Below are 18,071 nucleotides of genomic sequence, written 5' to 3'. Positions count from 1 at the left end.
GACGACCCCCATGGCTTCCGTATCCGCATCCCAGGACGACGATGACGACGCGCCCGTCGACGGCATCAACATCACGCCGCTGGTCGACGTGCTCATGGTCGTGCTGGTCATGTTCATCCTGACCGCCACGGCGCAGATCGCCGGCATCAAGGTCAACCTGCCCAAGGCCAGTTCGTCCATCGCCCTGTCGCAGCCCAAGACGAAGGCGATTTCCGTCAACGACGCGGGCCAGGTGTTCCTGGACGCCTATCCGGTGACCCTGCCCGAGCTGGAAGACCGGCTGCGCACGGAAAAAGCGTTGAACCCGGACTTTCCGGTGATCGTGCGCGGCGACTCCGCCGTGCAGTACCAGAAAGTGGTGGAAGTGCTGGACCTGCTGCGCCGGCTGGAACTGGCCCAGGTCGGGCTGGTCACCGGCAAGCCGCGATAGGAGCCGAGGCGACCGTCATGCCGCAACACGCATCCGAATCCCCGCGCACGCCGCACCCCGCGCGCCGCTGGCTCAAGCTGGCCGCGGTCGCGGTGGCGCTGATCGCGGCGGCCTACGCGCTATGGCGCTGGGCCAACGACATGGCCGGGGTGCGCCGCGAGGCGCCCAAGGCCACCGCGATCATCCCGCTGCCGCCGCCGCCTCCGCCGCCGCCCGAGCCGGAAAAGCCGCCCGAGCCCGAGCCGCCCAAGGAAGAGCCGGTGGCGCCGCCCGAGCCCGAGCCGCAGCCCACGCCCGAACCGCCCAAGCCGCAGGACGAGGCGCCGCCGCGCCCGGCCGACGACCTGGCCAACCCGATGCAGATCGATGGCGATGCCCAGGCCGGCACCGACGCGTTCAACATCGGCGCCGGCCAGGGCAAGGGCATGGCCGGCGGCGGAGGAGGGCGCGGTGGCAACGGCACCTACAACCAGTACGTCGCCTACGCGCTGCAGAAGATCCTGAGCCAGGACGACCGCACCCGCAATCTGAGTTTCCGCACGTACGTGGACATCTGGTTCGACGCCGACGGAAAGATCACGCGCGTGTCGCTGGGTCGCGCCGGCGCCGACGCCGAGATCGATGCCCGCGTGGTGGAGACGTTGCGCGCCGTGCCCCGTATCGACGAGCGGCCGCCCGCCTCCATGGGCATGCCGATGCGAATCCTGGTGACGGGTCGCCGTCCCTCTCCCTGAAGTGCTGAATTGAACCGATCCTGGAGTGCCAAGAGAATGAAGTTCCAATTGAACCGGTTGGCGGCATCGCTGGCCCTGGCCGCGGCGGGCGCCGCCGCCGCGTTGCCGGTCACGGCCAACGCCGCGCCCGCCCCGTCCGAAAACGCCACCATCAACCTGATCCGCCTGCTGGTGCAGCAGGGCGTGCTCAAGCCGGAGCAGGCCGACGCCCTGGTGGCCCAGGCCGAAGCCGAAGCCAAGGCCGCCCGCGCCGCGCCGCAGGATCGCGGCGCCGCCGTGGCCCAGGCGGGCGACGTGCGCGTGCCGTACATCCCGCAGACCGTGCGCGACCAGATCCGCGACGAGGTCAAGGCCGAAGTGATGGTGCAGGCCAAGGAAGAAAACTGGGCCCAGCCGAATACCTTCCCCGACTGGGTGTCGCGCATCACCATCGACGGCGACGTGCGCGTGCGCGACGAGTCGCGCCTGTACTCGGGCGGCAACAGCAACGAAATCGTCGATTTCGCCAAGCTCAACGCCAAGGGGCCGTACGACCTGAACCGCAACACCAACGGCAACTATCCGCCGATGCTGAACACGCGCGAGGACCGCCGCAACCAGCTGCGCGTGCGCGCCCGCCTGGGCGTGCGCGCCGACATCTCGGAAGCCTGGACGGCCGGCATCCGCCTGGCCACCGGCAGCGACGACAGCCCGGTCTCGACCACCCAGACGCTGGGCGGCGGCATGGGCAAGAAGGACATCTGGCTGGACCAGGCCTACCTGACCTACCGTCCCGCCAAGTGGGCCACGGTGACGGGTGGCCGCATCGCCAATCCGTTCGAGTCCACCGACATGCTGTTCTCGAACGACCTGAACTTCGACGGCGTCGCCGCGATCTTCAAGCACCCGCTGGAAGGCCGCGACGTGACCCTGTTCGGCACCCTGGGCGCGTTTTCGACCGAGTACGGCTCGAACGGCTGGAACTCGTCGTCGTTCTCGGAAGGCAAGAGCGAAGACAAGTGGCTGCTGGCCGCCCAGGCCGGCGCCGACTGGAAGATCGACAGCCGCAACAGCCTGCGCGGCGCGCTGGCCTACTACCACTTCGACAACATCGCCGGCAAGCGCTCCAGCCCCTGCTCGCCGTGGGCCGGCCAGGAAAACTGCGACACCGACTGGTCGCGCCCGGCCTTCATGCAGAAGGGCAACACCCTGTTCCTGCTGCGCGACATCACCTCCAACCCGCAGGATCCGGCCAACACGCCGCAGCCGCAGTACGTCGGCCTGGCGTCCAAGTTCGACCTGCTCGACGTGAACCTGCGCTGGGACACGCGCGTGTTCAACGGCCTGGGCCTGCGCGTGAACGCCAACTACATCCGCAACCTGGCCTACAGCAAGAACAAGATGATGAACCGCTCGCAAGGCAACATCGTCAACAACTTCGGCGAAAACGGCGATGTCGAGAGCGGTCCCAACGCCTGGATGCTGCAGGCCACGCTGGGCCGGTCGTACGACCTGAAGGAGAAGGGCGACTGGCTGGCCTTCGTCGGCTACAAGTACATCCAGCCGGATGCGCTGCCCGACGCCTTCAACGATTCGTCGTTCCACCAGGGCGGCACCAACGCCCGCGGCTACTACATCGGCGGCGGCTACGCCTTCGACAAGAACGTGTACGGCGTCCTGCGCTGGATGAGCACGCGCGAGATCTACGGCGCGCCGCTGTCCATCGACACCATGCAGTTCGAGATCAACGCCAGGTTCTGAGGCCATGGACATGCATACCTTGTGGGATGAATCGCGCCAGCCGCGGGCGCGGGAACGCGGCCGGCGGCTGGCCGCCGCCGCGGCCCTGTGCGCCGCGGGCCTGAGCGTGGCGCTGCCGGCGCAGGCCGAGAGCATGGAAGAGCGCCTGCGCGCCCAGTTGCGCAGCACCACCCAGCAACTGCAGCAGCTGCAAAGCGAGCAGGCCCAGGTCAACGCCGCCAAGGCCGCGGCCGAAGCGCAGCGCGACGCCGCCCAGAAAGAACTGGCCGCCTTGCGCAGCCAGCTGGCGAGCGCCAAGGGCCAGGCCGAGAAGCTGGCCGGGCAGCAGGAGGCCGTGATGGAAAGCGCCCAGGCGCAGGTGGCCGCCAGCCACGCCCAGCTGGGCAAGTTCAAGGGCGCCTACGACGAGCTGTTGACGCTGTCGCGCGCCAAGGAGGCGGAACGGCAGACGCTGGCCCGCACCCTAGCGCAGCGCGACACCGAGGCCAAGGCCTGCATCGCCAAGAACCGCGAGATGTACGAGGCCGGCAAGGAAATCCTGAACGCCTACGAACGCATTGGCACCGGCGGCATCCTGGCCATGAAACAGCCGTTCGCCGGCAGCGCGCGCGTCAAGTTCGAGGAGCAGGCGCAGGCGTATGGCGACAAGCTGTACGACGCGCAGGTCGGCGCGACAGCGCCGGCGGCGCCGGCGGCCCAACCCTGAGCGTCCAGGCGCTGTCTTATCTCTTTCATGCAGGGAGACTGTAATGAACGGCTTTGCTTGCGAACCGATCTCTCTGAATTGATCTCTCTGAATTGATCTCTTTTACCTAGGAATGACTGTAATGACCGACTCCAGCCTGATTCTCGACGTGAACGCCGAACGCCTGCAGGAACTGCTGCAATCCGCGGGCTATCGCGTCACCGTGTCCGAGCAGAACGGCATGGTGCAACTGCTGAGCGCCAGCCAGGGCGTGGGCTTTGCCGCGCGCATGGGCAACCCCGCCGTCGAACCCGGCAGCTACCTGGACTACACGCTGAGCTGCGCGCTGCGCGTGCAGGGCGAACTGCCGCCCGGACTGGCCGAGCGCTGGAACGTCGAAAAGCGCTTCGCCCGCCTGACGGTGCAGGGCGTGTTCCTGGTGCTGGAACTGGACGTGATCCTGGCCGGCGGCGTGTCCGAGAACTACCTGCGCGCCACCGCCGAACTGTGGGATCGCCTGCTGCAGGAATTCCTGTTGTTCCTGCGCGCCAACGCCAGCGCCGAAGCCGGCGCCGATACCGACGCCGTTGAACCGCGGCAGGACGCCGCCACCGAGGCGCTGAACTGATCCTTCCGCCAGGCCCGGCGCCTGGCGTTCGGGACGGCAACGTCCCCAACCCCCCAGGCCGCCGTGGCGGCGAATGGCGCATCCAAGCAAGCGAGGTTCCGACCATGAACATTCTTTCCAATCAGCCCGCGCGGCTGCGCGTGACCGCCGCGGTGCTGCTGATCGCGGTGCTGGCCGGCGCGGTGGCGCTGATGCGCGGCAGCCCGGCGCAGAGCAGCGAATCCAGTCCCGTGCCCGCCAAGGCGGCGGCCGCGCCGGAAAAGGGCGCGGCTCCGGCCGCCGCCGCCACCGCCCAGCCGGCCCCGGCCAAGGCGCCGGCCGTGGCCACCCTGGGCGCGGTGCAGGTGGACCGCGACGAACTGGTGCGCCAGCTGGAGGCGCTGCCGCCCGAGGCCCGCGCCCAGCTCAAGGGCAACCGCGCCGGGCTGGACCAGTGGCTGCGCGCCCGCCTGGCCGAGAAGGCGCTGGTCGAGCAGGCCCGCGCCCAGGGTTGGCAGGAGCGCCCCGAGCTCAAGCGCGCCTTCCAGGCGGCGCAGGAGCGCATCGTGCTGCAGACCTACCTGGATTCGGTCAGCCGCGCGCCCGACGACTACCCGGCCGAAGCCGACCTGCGGGCCGCCTACGAGCGCGCCAAGCCGCAGCTGGCGCAGCCGGCGTTGTACCGCGTCAGCCAGATCTTCCTGCCGGCCGCGCCGGGCGACGGCGACGCGGTGGCGGCCGCGCGCAAGCAGGCGCTGGACCTGGTCAAGCGCGCCCAGGCGCCCAAGGCCGATTTCGCCGCGCTGGCCAAGAGCCATTCGCAGGACGCCTCGACCCGCGCGCAGGGCGGCGACATCGGCTACGTGCCGCTGGCGCAGCTGACGCCGGAAATGCGGCCCGTGATCGAGCAGCTCAAGGCGGGCGAGGTCGCGGCGCCGGTGCAGTCGGCGGCGGGCTTCCATATTCTGAAACTGGTGGATCTGCGCGCGGCCAGTGTGGCGCCGTACGAGCAGGTCAAGGATGAGTTGCGTGCCGCGTTGCGGACCCAACGCCAGGAACTGGCGGCGAGGGCTTACCTGGAGGGGTTGCTGAATGCAGGAACCGTCAGCATTGATGGCGCGGCCCTCAATGCCGCCTTCGACCAAACCGCGGCTGCCACGGCGGCCCAGCCCGCCGTCGCCGCCCGCGCTCCCTGAGCCGGGCGGCATCGCGGCGGCGCTGGAGGCGCGGCTCAGCCAGGCCCTGGGCCAGTCCGGGCCGCCCGCCAGCCTGCAGTGCGCGGCCGCGCTGTTGCAGTCGTTGCGCGTTGCGTTCGCCGGCGAGCTGCTGCACTGGCTGGCGCTGGTGCCGCGGGTCGAACCCGGCCGGCCGCGCGATCCGCTGCGCGACCACAGCCTGGACCTGGCCGACCTGCGCGTGCTGTACCGGGCGTTGCGGGTGGCGTGGCTGGCCGAGCTGGTGTTCGGCGGCGTGGAAGATGCGCGGCGCTGGCTCTGCAGCCCCAAGCGCCGGCTGCATGGCCGGGTGCCATTGCTGCTGTGCCAGCACGGCCGCTACGCCGTGCTGATCGAACAGTGGCTGATCAACATCGATGAAGGAAACGGCCCATGACCGCGCTCTGGCGCTTGAGCAACAGCCAGGACCTGATGCCGCGCGCCCGCCCCGCGGGCCGCTGGCACGCCGCCGGCGCGGCGGTGGTGGTGCTGGACGCCACCCCCGCCGCCGCCGTGTTCGCGCGCCTGGCGCAGGCCGAGGTGGCGCATCCGCGCGCCCTGCCGCGCAACTACTTCCTGCTGGAAGTGCGGGTGCCGGCGGCCGCCGTGGCCGAACCGCGCCCGCCGGCCGGCTGGCAGACCGACCTGCAGGCCTCGCGCGCCTTCGGCAACGCCTGGCTGGCGCGCGGCGATACCTTGCTGCTGAAGGTGCCGTCGGCGGCCGGCAGTTGCCAGTACCTGCTGAACGCCGATCATCCACAGCTGGCGCAGTGCCAGATCGTCTCGTCGCTGGGCTACCCGTTCGCCCCGCACCTGGCCGGCATCGACGGCGCGGTGCTGGACGGGGCCGGCTGGCTGGCCGCCGCGCCGGACTGACGGGAAGGGCGGCGGCCCTGGCGGCGGTGGCGGGGCCTGCCGCCGGCAAGAGGGGGGCGGCTGGGCATAGAATAGGGCGCATCCCGTCTCTGTCCGCAGGAGCCTTCCGTATGACCGCCATTCCCGCTGCCCCGACGCCCGGCGCAGCGCTGCCCGCCGTGACCGCGCGGGTCGACGTCGTTTCCATCCAATCCCAGGTCGTCTATGGCTGCGTCGGCAACAACGCCGCCATGCCGATATTCCGCCAGGCCGGGCTGCGGGCCGTCGCGCTGCCCACGGTCATCCTGAGCAATACCCCGCACTATCCCACGCTGCACGGCGGCGCGGTGCCGCTGGACTGGTTCCAGGGCCTGCTGCGCGGGCTGGACGAGCGCGGCGTGACCGCGGTGGCGCGCGTCGTGGTCTGCGGCTACCTGGGCCAGCCCGGCCAGGCCGACCTGCTGGCGGACTGGCTGCGCGGGCTGCGGGCCACGCGGCCCGAGCTGCGGGTGCATATCGATCCGGTCATGGGCGACCGCAACGATGGCCTGTACGTGGACGCCGGGCTGGTGGCGCAGTATCGCCGCAAGCTGGTGCCGCACGCCCATGGCATGACCCCCAACCATTTCGAGCTGGAGCAGATGGTGGGACGGCCGCTGGCCTCGATCGACGAGGTGGCGGCGGCCGCGCGCGAACTGATCGCCGAAGGGCCGGAGTGGATCGTGGTGACCAGCGCCGCGCCGCAGACGGCCGCGCCCGGCACGCTGCGGCTGGCGGTGGTCACGCGCGACGACTGCGTGGTGCTGAGCCATCCCGAGATCGCCATCCCGCCGTCGGTGCACGGCACCGGCGACGTGTTCATGGCGGCCATCACCACCCGGCTGCTGGCCGGCGATGCGCTGGAAGACGCGGCGCGGGACGCGGCGGCGGCGGTGACCGGCGCCCTGGCCCGTACCCGCGACCTGGGCTGGGAAGAACTGGCGGTGGAAGGCTGACGCGGGCGGGCCGTTGCGCCCGCCCGGCCGCCTCAATACGTCTTGTAAGGCAGGAACTTGCCGCTCATCACGATCTGCACGCGGTCGCCCTTGGGGTCGGCCTCGCGCGTCAGGTCCATCTTGAAGTCGATGGCGCTCATGATGCCGTCGCCGAACTCCTCGTTGATGAGCGCCTTGAACGTGGTGCCGTAGACGTTGATCAGTTCATAGAAGCGGTAGATCAGCGGGTCGGTGGGCACCGTGGTGGGCAGCGAGCCCTTGTAGGGCACCACCTGTAGCTGCACCACCGCGTCGGCGGGCAGGTCCAGCAGGCGGGCGGCGGCCTGGGCCTGTTGTTCGGTCAGGGTCATCTGGCCCAGCAGCGCGGCGGTGGTCCATTCCTTGCTCTGGCCGACGGCCTCGGCGATGGCGGCCCAGGACAGCTTCTTTTCGAGGCGGCGGGTGACGATCAGTTCGGTGACTTCGGCGCGGGACATCATGGGGGTTCACTCCTTGTGGGAAGCCTTGTCGACCAGGAAGTCGACGAGATGGTTGCGGATTTCGTAGTAGCGCGGCTCGTGGTGCAGGCTGGCGCGAGTGCGGCCGCGCGGCAGGTCCACCTCGACCGACTCGGCGATGCGGGCATGGGGGCCCGCGCTCATCAGCAGGATGCGGTCCGACAGCAGGATGGCCTCGTCCACGTCGTGCGTGATCATGAAGACGGTCTGGCGCGTCTGCTGCACGATGGCGCGCAGTTCGTCCTGGATGGTGCCGCGCGTCAGTGCGTCGAGCGCGCCGAAGGGTTCGTCCAGCAGCAGCATGCGCGGCTGGATGGCGAAGGCGCGGGCGATGCCCACGCGCTGCTTCATGCCGCCCGACAGCTCGCACGGCTTCTTGTCGGCGGCGCGGGCCAGGCCGACCATGTCCAGGTAGCGCAGACTGTGCTCGCGCACCTGGGCGCGGGAATAGGCCGGCCAGCGCGAACGCACGCCGAATTCGACGTTCTGCAGCGCGCTCAGCCAGGGCAGCAGGGCGTGCGCCTGGAACACCACGCCGCGCGCCAGCGACGGGCCGGCGATCTCGCGGCCGTCCATGATGACGACGCCTTCGCTGGCCTCGTCGATGCCGGCCAGGATGTTCAGGATGGTGGTCTTGCCGCAGCCCGAATGGCCGATCACGCAGACGAACTGGCCTTGTTCGATGCCGAAGTCGATGTTCTCGAATACCGGCGCCGCCGGCCGGCCGTCGCGGCCCGGGTAGCGCTTGGCCAGCGCCTGCACTTGCAGAAAGGGTGGGCTCATGGCGTTCACTCCCGGTAGCTGACCAGCCGCGCGGCGCGCGCCAGCACGGTGTCCAGCAGCATGCCGATCAACCCGATGAAGAGGATGGCGCAGATGATGTTGGCGATGGACAGGTTGTTCCATTCGTTCCAGACGAAGTAGCCGATGCCGGTGCCGCCGATCAGCATTTCGGCCGCCACGATCACCAGCCAGGCGATGCCGACCGAGATGCGCATGCCGGTCATGATGGTGGGCGCGGCCGCCGGCAGGATCACCAGCAGGGCGGTGCGCAGCCGCGACACTTCCAGCGTGCGCGCTACGTTCAGCCAGTCTTGCCGCACGGCGCCCACGCCGAACGCCGTGTTCACCAGCATCGGCCAGAGCGAGCAGATGAAGATCACGAAGATGGCGGAGGTGTCGGCGTCCTTGATGGTGTACAGCGCCAACGGCATCCAGGCCAGCGGCGAGATCGGCTTGAGCACCTGGATGAATGGGTCGAAGGCGCGGTAGACGGTCCTGGACATGCCGATCAGGAATCCCAGCGGAATCGCCACCAGCGCCGCCAGCAGGAAGCCGGTCAGCACCCGCGCCACCGAATACGCCAGCTGGATGCCGATGCCCTTGTCGTTGGGGCCGCGGTCGTAGAACGGATCGCGCAGGTGCTGCCACAATCGGACGCCGACCTCGGCCGGGCCGGGGAAGGGCGTCTGCGAACCGCTGGCGGCGGCGTTGCCAACCAGCGCCGCATAGGCCGGATCGACGGTCGCCGCGCCGGCGGCGGGGCGGGTGGCGACGTGCCACAACAGCAGGAACAGCAGAAACAGGATGACGGACAGGAAGGTCGCCCGCCAGGGTTGCACGGCCCGCATCAGCTCCTCCGGATCTTGAAGCCGGCCAGGTAGGCCTCGGGCTGGGCCGGATCGAAGGGCTTGCCCATCACGCTGAAGGTCTTGGCTGCGTCGGCGGGCGGGGTCAGGCCGGCCTCGCGCATCAGGCGCAGCGCGTCGGTCGCCAGGAACACCTCGTTGGCGACTTTCTGATAGTCGACATCGCCTTTTATCTGGCCCCAACGCTTCATCTGCGTCAGGATCCACACCGCGAACGAGCCCCACGGCATGGGATCGAAGTCGATGCGCTGCGGGTCCTTGAGCACGTTGCCCAGGCCGTCGGCGTAGGTGCCGGTCAGCACCTGTTCCACCACCGTGACCGGCTGGTTCAGGTAGTTGGGCGCGGCGATGGCTGCGGCAATCTCCTTGCGGTGGGCCGGGTCGCGGGCGTAGGCGGTGGCCTCGATGATGGCCTTGAGCAGGGCCTGGTAGGTATTGGGCTGGGCGGTCACGAATTCGCGGCTGGCCGAGAACGCGCAGCACGGATGGCCGTCCCAGATGGCCTTGGACAGGGTGTGGATGAAGCCCACGCCGTCATAGACCGCGCGCTGGTTGACCGGGTCCGGCGCCAGGAAGCCGTCGATGTTGTCGGCGCGCAGGTTGGCCACCATTTCGGGCGGCGGCACGGAACGGATCTGCACGTCGGTGTCCGGATCCAGGCCATGTTCGGCCAGGTAGTAGCGCAACAGGTAGTTGTGCATGGAATAGTCGAACGGCACCGCGAACTTGAAGCCCTTCCAGTCCTTCGGATCGCGCCGGTCCTTGTGCTTCATGGACAGGGTGATGGCCTGGCCGTTGATGTTCTCCACGGCGGGCATGGTCCATGGCACGGCGCGGCTGGCGCCCACGCCCAGCGAGATGGCCAGCGGCATGGGCGACAGCATGTGCGCGGCGTCGTACTCGCCGGACATGGCCTTGTCGCGGATCAGCGCCCAGCCGGCGGTCTTGACCACTTCCACGTCCAGCCCCTGCTTGCCATAGAACCCCATCGGGTGCGCCATGATGATGGGCGTGGCGCAGGTGATGGGGATGAAGCCCACCTTCAGCTTCTGCTTCTCCAGCGGGCCGGCGGATTGGGCAAAGGCCTCCTTGGCGGCCGCCAGCGGGAACAGCGCGGCGACGGCGGCCATGGCCGTGCCCCCGCCGACCGCGCGCAGGAAGCGGCGGCGCAGCGCGTCCTGCGGGAACAGGGCGCGCATGACGGCGCCTTCAACGGCGCGGTCAAAGGCGGCGTCGCCGGACGCCGCGCCTGCGCGGGCCTCCTGGCCGCCCGCCGCCGCGCGCGCGTGCTCGGCCTGAGAGGCATGGCGGCCGCAGGCGCAGGCCAGGCGGCTGGCGGGATCGAACGGATTGCTGAACAGGGACATGGAGGCCTCCAGGGTTCGGAATGCCTCCATCTTGGGGCGCGCCGCCGGCGCCCGGTATCGCCGGTTCGACGATATCCGTGTAGGGGGCGCACTACACGGTGCGCGGCCGCGCCGGGCCGGTGCGCGTGGCGCTCAGCGCGCACCCAGGTGGTGCGCGCGGGCATAGTCCACCAGCTCGACCAGCGTGCGCACGCCCAGCTTCTCGAAGATGCGGGCGCGGTAGGTGGAAATGGTGTTCACCGACAGCGCCAGTTGCTCGCCGATGGCCGACACCGATTTGCCAGCCGCCAGCAACTGCAGCACCTGGAATTCGCGGTTGGACAGCAGCTCGTGCGGCGGCCGGGTGCTGTCCTGGCGCACGGTGTGCGCCAGCAGTTCGGCAACGGTCGGCGTCACGTACATCCGGCCGGCGGCGGCATTGATGAGCGCCGCCAGCAGCTCGTCCGGATCGCAGCCTTTGTTCAGATAGGCATGGGCGCCCGCGCGCAGGGCCCGCACCGCGAACTGCGATTCCGGATAGACCGACAGCATCACCACGCCCAGCGCCGGATGGTCGGCGCGCACCGTCTTGAGCACGTCCAGGCCGTCGCGCTCGCCCAGCGCCACGTCCAGCACCATCGCGTCGAAGGGCTCCTGGCGCAGCGCGCGCAGGGCGGCGGGGGCGTCGGCGGCCTCCCGCACCAGGCCCACGCGCGGGTCTTCCTGCAGGATGCGGGCCAGGCCGCGGCGGATGATGAGGTGGTCGTCGACGATCAGCAGGTTCAGAGGCATGGCGTCGTCTCCTCAGGCCGCTTGCGGGTTCAGGCGCAGGCGGGCGCACAGGCCGGCGCCGGGCGCGCTGTCCAGCTCCAGGTCGCCGCCGATGGCGCGGGCCCGTTCGCGCATGCCCAGGATGCCGAAGGTCTGGCGCGTCTCGGGCAACCGCATGCCCACGCCGTCGTCTTCTACTTCCAGCAGCAGGCCATCCTCGCCCCAGACCGCGCTGACGCTGACGCTGCGGGCCCGCGCGTGGCGCTGCACATTGGTCAGCAGTTCCTGCACGATGCGGTAGACGGCGATTTCCGCCGCCGGCTCCAGGCGGCGGCTTTCGGTGTCGGGCGGGCACAGGTATCGGCAGCGCAGCCCGCTGCGCGCCTGCAGGTCCTGCAGCAGCGTTTCCAGCGCCGCCCACAGGCCCAGGTGGTCCAGCACCACCGGTCGCAGGTCGTTGAGGATGCGGCGGGTGGCGTCCATGGCCGTCTGCGTCACCTCCAGCATGCGGTCCAGGTGGGCCTGCAGGGGCGGCTCGCCCGCCAGTTGCCGGCGCAGCCAGTTCAGGTCCAGCTGCAGCGCGGTGAACGAGGCGCCCAGGTCGTCGTGGATATTGCGGGCGATGTGGGCGCGTTCCTGCTCGCGCAGCGTGCTCAGGTGCGAGGCCAGCCGCCGCAGCGATTCATGGGCGGCGCTGAGTTCGGCGGTGCGCACCTGCACCCGCGCTTCCAGCTGCGCCCGGGTGGCTTGCAGCTCGCGCTCGATGCGCTTGCGCGCGCTGATGTCCGAAAACGTCACCACCGCGCCCACCACTTCCTGGTCGTTGCGGATCGGGTACGAGGCATACTGCGCGTCGAAGCAGGAGCCGTCGCGGCGCCACAGCACCTCGTCGTCGACCCGTTCGCCGCGGCCGTCGCGAAAGGCCTTGAAGATGCGGCAGTCGTGCACCGGCATCAGGCTGCGGTCGGCGTGGGAATGATGGATCAGGTAATGCATGTTGCGGCCCACCACCTCGTCGGGGGTGTAGCCCAGCATGGCGGCGCCGGCGCCGTTGATGAAGATGCAGCGGCCGCGCAGGTCGATGCCGTAGATACCCTCGCCGGCCGATTCCAGCAACATTTCCAGCTGGCGGCGCCAGGCCGCGTGGTGCGACAGATGTTTCAGATCCGCGAACATAGCCTTTCGACGGGCCTGGCCGGCCCGATTCCCCTGGTTCGGGCGATTTCCGCCCTGTTTTTCCTTTCCGGGCAGTGTACGGCAGGCCGGCGCGGTTATCGTATTTATCAAACACACCGTTCCACCAGGCCGAACAAGCCGCCTGCGGCAGGCAGGTAAAATCACTGGTTGTCCACCACGCTGGGAGCCAGAGTGCAGCCGGTCATTTCAGTTCAAGGCCTATCCAAGCGATACGCCTCGGGATTCCAGGCGCTCAAGAGCGTCGACCTGGAAATCCAACGCGGCGAGATCTTCGCCTTGCTCGGCCCCAACGGCGCCGGCAAGACCACGCTCATCAGCATCATCTGCGGCATCGTCAACCCGACCGAGGGCCGGGTGCTGGCCGACGGCCACGACATCCTCACCGACTACCGCGCCGCCCGCAGCGCCATCGGCCTGGTGCCGCAGGAGATCTCCACCGACGCCTTCGAAAGCGTGTGGAACACGGTCACCTTCAGCCGCGGCCTGTTCGGCAAGCCGGCCAATCCCGAGTACATCGAGAAGGTGCTGCGCGACCTGTCGCTGTGGGACAAGAAAGACAGCCGCATCATGGCCCTGTCCGGCGGCATGAAGCGGCGCGTGATGATCGCCAAGGCGCTGTCGCACGAACCCAAGATCTTGTTCCTGGACGAGCCCACCGCCGGCGTCGACGTCGAATTGCGGCGCGGCATGTGGGACATGGTGCGGCGCCTGCGCGAAAACGGCGTCACCATCATCCTCACCACCCATTACATCGAGGAAGCCCAGGAAATGGCCGACCGCGTGGGCGTGATCCGCAAGGGCGAGATCATCCTGGTCGAGGAAAAGAACGCGCTCATGACCAAGCTGGGCAAGCGCCGCCTGACGCTGACGCTGAAGGCGCCGCTGCCGGGCATCCCGACCGCGCTGGAGCCGTTCCACCTGGAAATGTCGGCCGACGGCCGCCAGCTGGTCTACACCTACGACAACCAGGGCGGCGGCGAGATCTCCGGCCTGCTGCGGCGCCTGACCGAGCTGGACATCGAATTCACCGACCTCAACTCCTCGGAAAGCTCGCTCGAAGAGATTTTCGTCAGCCTGGTGCACGGACAATCATGAATTTCTACGCAATCCGCGCCATCTACCGCTTCGAAATGGCCCGCGCCTGGCGCACGCTGATGCAGAGCGTGCTGTCGCCGGTGATTTCCACCTCGCTGTACTTCGTGGTGTTCGGCTCGGCCATCGGGTCGCACATGGTGCAGATCGACGGCGTCAGCTACGGCGCCTTCATCGTGCCGGGCCTGATCATGCTGTCGCTGCTGACCCAGAGCGTGGCCAACGCTTCGTTCGGCATCTACATGCCGCGCTTCTCGGGCACCATCTACGAAATCCATTCGGCGCCCATCTCGTACCTGGAGATCGTCGCCGGCTACGTCGGGGCGGCCGCCAGCAAGTCCATCATCCTGGGGCTGATCATGCTGGCCACGGCGCGCCTGTTCGTGCCGTTCGAGATCGCGCATCCGTTCTGGATGCTGGGGTTCCTGCTGCTCACCGCCGTCACCTTCAGCCTGTTCGGCTTCATCATCGGCGTGTGGGCCGACGGCTTCGAGAAGCTGCAGATCATTCCGCTGATGATCATCACGCCGCTGACCTTCCTGGGCGGCACCTTCTATTCCATCAAGATGCTGCCGCCGTTCTGGCAGGGCGTGACGCTGTTCAACCCGGTGGTGTACCTGGTCAGCGGCTTTCGCTGGGCCTTCTATGGCGTGGCCGACGTCAACGTCACGGTCAGCGTCGCCATGACGCTGGTGTTCCTGGCCGTCTGCCTGGTGGTGGTGCGCTGGATCTTCAAGACCGGCTATCGCCTGAAGACCTGAGCCTGTCCGTCGGCCGCCCGCCGGAGCAGGGGGGGCGGCCCGCGCCAGGCGCCCGCGTGTGCGCCTGGCGCCAGCGCCGGACCGGGCTACGCCGCCGCCACGGGCGCCTGGCGCGCCAGGCCGCCATGCGCATCGAGCAGCCGCTCGCGCCATGCCGCCACGGGGTCGTCGGCCGCCAGCAGTTCCAGCGCGCTGGTGCAGCGCGCCCACATGAAGAACCCGAACACCGCGTAATCCGCATAGGCCGGCTGCTGGCCGGCCAGGTACGGCTGGCGCGCCAGCATCTGGCGCAGCGGCAGCAGCGAGGCGCGCAGCGCCGCCAGTTGTTCCTCGCGCAGGGCGGGCAGGTCTTCCAGGGGGCCGAAGCGCTTTTCGCGCGTGTGGCGGAAATAATCCTGGTCCTTGGCGTCGATCAGGGCGTGGATTTCCGGCAGCAGCAGGCGCGCCAGCGTCGGCACCAGGGTGGTGTCGGCCCAGGTGTTGGCGAACAGGCTCAGCGCGCGGCCGGTGTCGCCGCCGAACAGCGACGGGCGGTCGGGAAAGGTGTCTTCCAGGTAGCAGGCGATCTGCCACGAATCGCTGATCACGTGGTCGCCGTGCACCAGCACCGGCACCAGCTTCTGGCCCGAGAACTCGATCACATCCTTGTCGGTGAAGCGCCACGGCACGGTGTTGGCGGACAGGCCCTTGTGGGCCAGCGCCATGTGCGTTTTCCAGCAATGGGGGCTGAAGCGCAGCGTCGGATCGGCGCCGGCCAGGTCATACAGGGTGAGATCGATGGTCAAGATGCCGCACTCCTTGGAAGTATCCCGGTAGGATACCGCCAAGGCGCGGCCAGCAGGGCAGGCGGGGAAAGACGGACGGACCTACTGCACCGTCGCGCCAGCCTTGCCCATCTTCATCAGGCGCTCCTTGAGCTGGGGATTTTGCTGCACGGCCTGGCCGATGCCATTGAATTCCTCCACGGACAGGCCATCGGCCTGCACCAGCTTGACCATCTTGGCGTCGGCTTCCTGGATCACTTTCTGTTTGTCCGCGTCGGTCTTGGCGGCGTCGACCTTGGGACGGTATTCGTCCACCACGCCCGACACCTTCTGCGACGCCGAGGCGAAGCGCTGCAGTTGCTGGTCGGTGGGTTGCACCGCTGCCGGCGCCATGGGCGTCTGGCTGGCGGGGGCGTTCTGCGCCAGGACGGGGGCACCGGACAGCGCGGCCGTCAACATGATGGCCGACAGGATTGCGGTTTTGGAATACGGCATGAAACCTCCTTGTTCCGGATGAATGTCCGACCATGATGGCAAGGCACCCCGGGAGGCTTCAAGTTTCGCAATGTGTTTTCCTGTGTCGGCAGGCCACGAGGGGCCGGCCGCGCGCAGCAGGGCGGCGCCCGGAGGCGCCGCGGAAACGTTTACGCGCAGTTCTGTGACGTCTTAAAACGAGGGCGTGACCCTTTTTTAGACCATTTCCAGCGCGATCGCGGTGGCCTCGCCGCCGCCGATGCACAACGTGGCGACGCCGCGCTTGCCCTGCGTGGCCTTCAATGCGCCCAGCAGCGACACCATGATGCGCGCGCCCGAGGCGCCGATGGGATGGCCGACCGCGCAGGCGCCGCCGTGGATGTTGACCTTGTCGCGCGGGATGTCGTGCTCCTTCATGGCCGCCATGGTCACCGCGGCGAAGGCCTCGTTGATCTCGAACAGGTCCACGTCGGCGGTCTTCCAGCCGGTCTTGTCGTAGAGCTTCTTGATCGCGCCCACGGGCGCGGTGGTGAACCACTCGGGTTCCTGCGCGAAGCTGGCGTGGCCGACGATGCGGGCGATCGGCTTGCAGCCGAGCTTGCTGGCGGTGGATTCGCGCATCAGCACCAGCGCGGCGGCGCCGTCGGCGTTGCCCGACGAGGACGCGGCGGTGATGGTGCCGTTGGCGGCGAAGGCGGGCTTGAGGGTCGGGATCTTCTCGACGTTGAGCTTCTGCGGACGCTCGTCCAGCTCGATCACCGTGTCGCCCTTCTTGGACTTGATGGTGACGGGCACGGTTTCCCATTTCAGCACGCCGTCGCGCGCGGCCTTCTGCGCCCGCGAGACCGATTCCACCGCGAAGGTGTCCTGTTCTTCGCGGGTGAAGCCGTATTTGGCGGCGCAGTCCTCGCCGAACGTGCCCATGGCGCGGCCCACCTGGTAGGCGTCTTCCAGGCCGTCGAGCATCATGTGGTCGTACATGGTGGCGTGGCCGGCGCGATAGCCGCCGCGCGCCTTGGTCAGCAGGTAGGGCGCGTTGGTCATGGATTCCATGCCGCCGGCCACCACCACGCCATAGGTGTCGGCGATGATGCCGTCGTGCGCCAGCATCGCGGCCTGCATGCCCGAACCGCACACCTTGGACACCGTGATGGCGCCCACCGACGACGGGATGCCCGCCTTGATCGAGGCCTGCCGCGCCGGCGCCTGGCCCTGGCCGGCCTGCAGCACATTGCCCATCAGCACCGCGTCGACCTGGTCGGGCTTGAGTCCGGCGCGCTCGAGCGCGGCGCCGATGGCGACGGCGCCCAGCTCGTTGGCGGAGAGGGTGGAAAATTCGCCCTGGAAGGCGGCCAGCGGGGTGCGCGCGGCACTCACGATAACGATGGGATCAGACATTTGAACGCTCCTTGTCGATGGGAACAACGTAAGGGGGGAGATGCTTCAATGGCCAATTTCCAAGGCAGTATAGACGTGGCCTTGTGCACTGCGATAGCCGCATTCAAACAGGCGACCCGGCCCGAATTCCGGCGTCGCGGCGCGCAGCAGGCGCAGTTCCAGGCACTGCCGCGCCGGATCGATCCGGGTGACGGAAACGTCGGCGAAATCGAACGCCACCCGCGTGAGCGGCTGCATGCATTTGTAGAACGCCTCCTTGGCCGAGAACAGCAGCGTGGCGAACTCGGCGCGGGTCAGCGCGCCGGCATCGAACGCGCGTTCCTCGGGCCGCATGCAGAGCGATTCGATCGCCTCCACGGAGGAGGGGTCGGCAATCGCTTCGATGTCGATGCCGACCGCGCGCACGTCGCTGTGACGCGCCACCGCCACGCCCACCAGCCGCCGGCTGTGGCTGATGGAGCCGACGTAGCCCGCGGGCCAGATGGGTGAGCGGTCCGCGGCCACGCCGACATCGGTGGCGGGCGCGCGCAGCGCCGCCAGCAGCGCCGCCGCCAGCCGCCGGCCGGCCTGGAACTCCGCCTGGCGGCGCTGTGTCGGCGGCAGGCCGCCGGCGGCGCTGGCGCCGGGCGTGATCCATTCCAGCCGCTGCGCCAGGCGGGCGCTCAGCGGCAGCGAGGGCAGGGCCTCGGTCGAGTCGCCGGTCATGGCCGGCCGCCGCGGACAAGCGGCGCGAAAAAAGAGGTGGCGCGCAGGTGCATGAAAAGGAATGAAACGGGGTGGAAAAACCCGCCTGAAACCGCTGGAAAAAGCCCATTCCAGGTGCCGGAAGCTTCTTATACACTGGCGCCTCGAAGCCCGCACG

At 68.9% G+C, this 18,071-nt stretch carries 21 protein-coding genes; 11 read left to right on the top strand and 10 right to left on the bottom strand.

All coding sequences use genetic code 11. The features are described from left to right. Positions 1–10: 10 nt before the first annotated feature. The 9 genes from ACVN9Z_RS26590 (at position 11) to pdxK (ending at position 7,260) form a co-directional block, all read left to right on the top strand. Entirely contained in the window at positions 11–430 is a 420-nt protein-coding gene (locus tag ACVN9Z_RS26590; protein ID WP_006384781.1) for an ExbD/TolR family protein, read from the top strand. Positions 431–447: 17 nt separating this feature from the next. Next, complete coding sequence (locus tag ACVN9Z_RS26585; protein WP_053499750.1) at positions 448–1,164, top strand: energy transducer TonB; 717 nt, start codon at positions 448–450, stop codon at positions 1,162–1,164. Positions 1,165–1,200: 36 nt separating this feature from the next. Beyond that, a complete protein-coding gene (locus tag ACVN9Z_RS26580) occupies positions 1,201–2,904 on the top strand; it encodes a putative porin (RefSeq protein WP_024069657.1) in 1,704 nt (567 codons plus the stop codon). 10 nt (positions 2,905–2,914) lie between these two features. After that, positions 2,915–3,610, top strand: a complete 696-nt coding sequence (locus tag ACVN9Z_RS26575) for a DNA repair protein (RefSeq protein ID WP_223308521.1) — start codon at positions 2,915–2,917, stop codon at positions 3,608–3,610. Between the two features lie 121 nt (positions 3,611–3,731). Then, positions 3,732–4,217 (top strand): YbjN domain-containing protein, encoded by a 486-nt coding sequence (locus tag ACVN9Z_RS26570; RefSeq protein WP_006385385.1) that lies wholly within the window; start codon positions 3,732–3,734, stop codon positions 4,215–4,217. Between the two features lie 104 nt (positions 4,218–4,321). After that, positions 4,322–5,392 carry a peptidylprolyl isomerase gene (locus ACVN9Z_RS26565; RefSeq protein ID WP_049054497.1) on the top strand — a complete coding sequence of 357 codons (1,071 nt, stop codon included), beginning with the start codon at positions 4,322–4,324 and terminating at the stop codon, positions 5,390–5,392. Continuing rightward, positions 5,325–5,807, top strand: a complete 483-nt coding sequence (locus tag ACVN9Z_RS26560; protein WP_026383047.1) for an MbcA/ParS/Xre antitoxin family protein — start codon at positions 5,325–5,327, stop codon at positions 5,805–5,807. Before ACVN9Z_RS26565 ends, ACVN9Z_RS26560 begins: the two co-directional genes overlap by 68 nt. Then, entirely contained in the window at positions 5,804–6,286 is a 483-nt protein-coding gene (locus ACVN9Z_RS26555; RefSeq protein WP_020928601.1) for an RES family NAD+ phosphorylase, read from the top strand. Before ACVN9Z_RS26560 ends, ACVN9Z_RS26555 begins: the two co-directional genes overlap by 4 nt. A 110-nt stretch (positions 6,287–6,396) precedes the next feature. Further along, positions 6,397–7,260, top strand: a complete 864-nt coding sequence (gene pdxK, locus ACVN9Z_RS26550) for a pyridoxine/pyridoxal/pyridoxamine kinase (protein WP_006386102.1) — start codon at positions 6,397–6,399, stop codon at positions 7,258–7,260. A gap of 32 nt (positions 7,261–7,292) precedes the next feature. Here pdxK and cynS read toward each other — a convergent pair whose 3' ends face one another. The 6 genes from cynS to ACVN9Z_RS26520 all read right to left on the bottom strand — a co-directional run bounded on the left by cynS (position 7,293) and on the right by ACVN9Z_RS26520 (position 12,699). Then, positions 7,293–7,736, bottom strand: coding sequence for a cyanase (cynS, locus tag ACVN9Z_RS26545; RefSeq protein ID WP_045953619.1), 444 nt, complete (start codon positions 7,734–7,736; stop codon positions 7,293–7,295). Between the two features lie 9 nt (positions 7,737–7,745). Continuing rightward, positions 7,746–8,540, bottom strand: coding sequence for an ABC transporter ATP-binding protein (locus tag ACVN9Z_RS26540; RefSeq protein ID WP_054498801.1), 795 nt, complete (start codon positions 8,538–8,540; stop codon positions 7,746–7,748). A gap of 5 nt (positions 8,541–8,545) precedes the next feature. After that, positions 8,546–9,388, bottom strand: a complete 843-nt coding sequence (ntrB, locus tag ACVN9Z_RS26535; RefSeq protein WP_024069653.1) for a nitrate ABC transporter permease — start codon at positions 9,386–9,388, stop codon at positions 8,546–8,548. Beyond that, positions 9,388–10,773: a CmpA/NrtA family ABC transporter substrate-binding protein gene (locus ACVN9Z_RS26530; protein WP_020928596.1), complete on the bottom strand. Its 1,386-nt coding sequence runs from the start codon at positions 10,771–10,773 to the stop codon at positions 9,388–9,390. Before ACVN9Z_RS26530 ends, ntrB begins: the two co-directional genes overlap by 1 nt. 132 nt (positions 10,774–10,905) lie before the next feature. Further along, positions 10,906–11,544, bottom strand: coding sequence for a response regulator (locus ACVN9Z_RS26525; protein WP_020928595.1), 639 nt, complete (start codon positions 11,542–11,544; stop codon positions 10,906–10,908). Positions 11,545–11,556: 12 nt separating this feature from the next. After that, the gene (locus ACVN9Z_RS26520) at positions 11,557–12,699 is read right to left on the bottom strand and encodes a sensor histidine kinase (RefSeq protein ID WP_020928594.1); all 1,143 of its coding nucleotides are present in this window, start codon (positions 12,697–12,699) and stop codon (positions 11,557–11,559) included. A 192-nt stretch (positions 12,700–12,891) separates the two neighbouring features. Between ACVN9Z_RS26520 and ACVN9Z_RS26515 the strand changes: the two genes are divergently transcribed. Then, positions 12,892–13,815, top strand: coding sequence for an ABC transporter ATP-binding protein (locus tag ACVN9Z_RS26515; RefSeq protein WP_024069649.1), 924 nt, complete (start codon positions 12,892–12,894; stop codon positions 13,813–13,815). Beyond that, the gene (locus ACVN9Z_RS26510) at positions 13,812–14,573 is read left to right on the top strand and encodes an ABC transporter permease (protein ID WP_006386110.1); all 762 of its coding nucleotides are present in this window, start codon (positions 13,812–13,814) and stop codon (positions 14,571–14,573) included. Before ACVN9Z_RS26515 ends, ACVN9Z_RS26510 begins: the two co-directional genes overlap by 4 nt. 86 nt (positions 14,574–14,659) lie before the next feature. On the opposite strand, the gene ACVN9Z_RS26505 is transcribed toward ACVN9Z_RS26510, so the two are convergent. The 4 genes from ACVN9Z_RS26505 to ACVN9Z_RS26490 all read right to left on the bottom strand — a co-directional run bounded on the left by ACVN9Z_RS26505 (position 14,660) and on the right by ACVN9Z_RS26490 (position 17,914). Beyond that, positions 14,660–15,358: a glutathione S-transferase family protein gene (locus ACVN9Z_RS26505; protein ID WP_006386111.1), complete on the bottom strand. Its 699-nt coding sequence runs from the start codon at positions 15,356–15,358 to the stop codon at positions 14,660–14,662. An 81-nt stretch (positions 15,359–15,439) separates the two neighbouring features. Next, positions 15,440–15,832: a DUF4168 domain-containing protein gene (locus ACVN9Z_RS26500; RefSeq protein ID WP_006386112.1), complete on the bottom strand. Its 393-nt coding sequence runs from the start codon at positions 15,830–15,832 to the stop codon at positions 15,440–15,442. A 195-nt stretch (positions 15,833–16,027) separates the two neighbouring features. Continuing rightward, positions 16,028–17,209 carry an acetyl-CoA C-acyltransferase gene (locus ACVN9Z_RS26495; protein WP_020928590.1) on the bottom strand — a complete coding sequence of 394 codons (1,182 nt, stop codon included), beginning with the start codon at positions 17,207–17,209 and terminating at the stop codon, positions 16,028–16,030. A 45-nt stretch (positions 17,210–17,254) separates the two neighbouring features. Beyond that, a complete protein-coding gene (locus tag ACVN9Z_RS26490; RefSeq protein ID WP_053074732.1) occupies positions 17,255–17,914 on the bottom strand; it encodes a 4'-phosphopantetheinyl transferase family protein in 660 nt (219 codons plus the stop codon). Positions 17,915–18,071 lie beyond the last annotated feature (157 nt).

It is taken from the genome of Achromobacter sp. KK8 (genome assembly GCF_054188005.1).
This window is presented reverse-complemented; position numbering and strand designations above follow the sequence as displayed.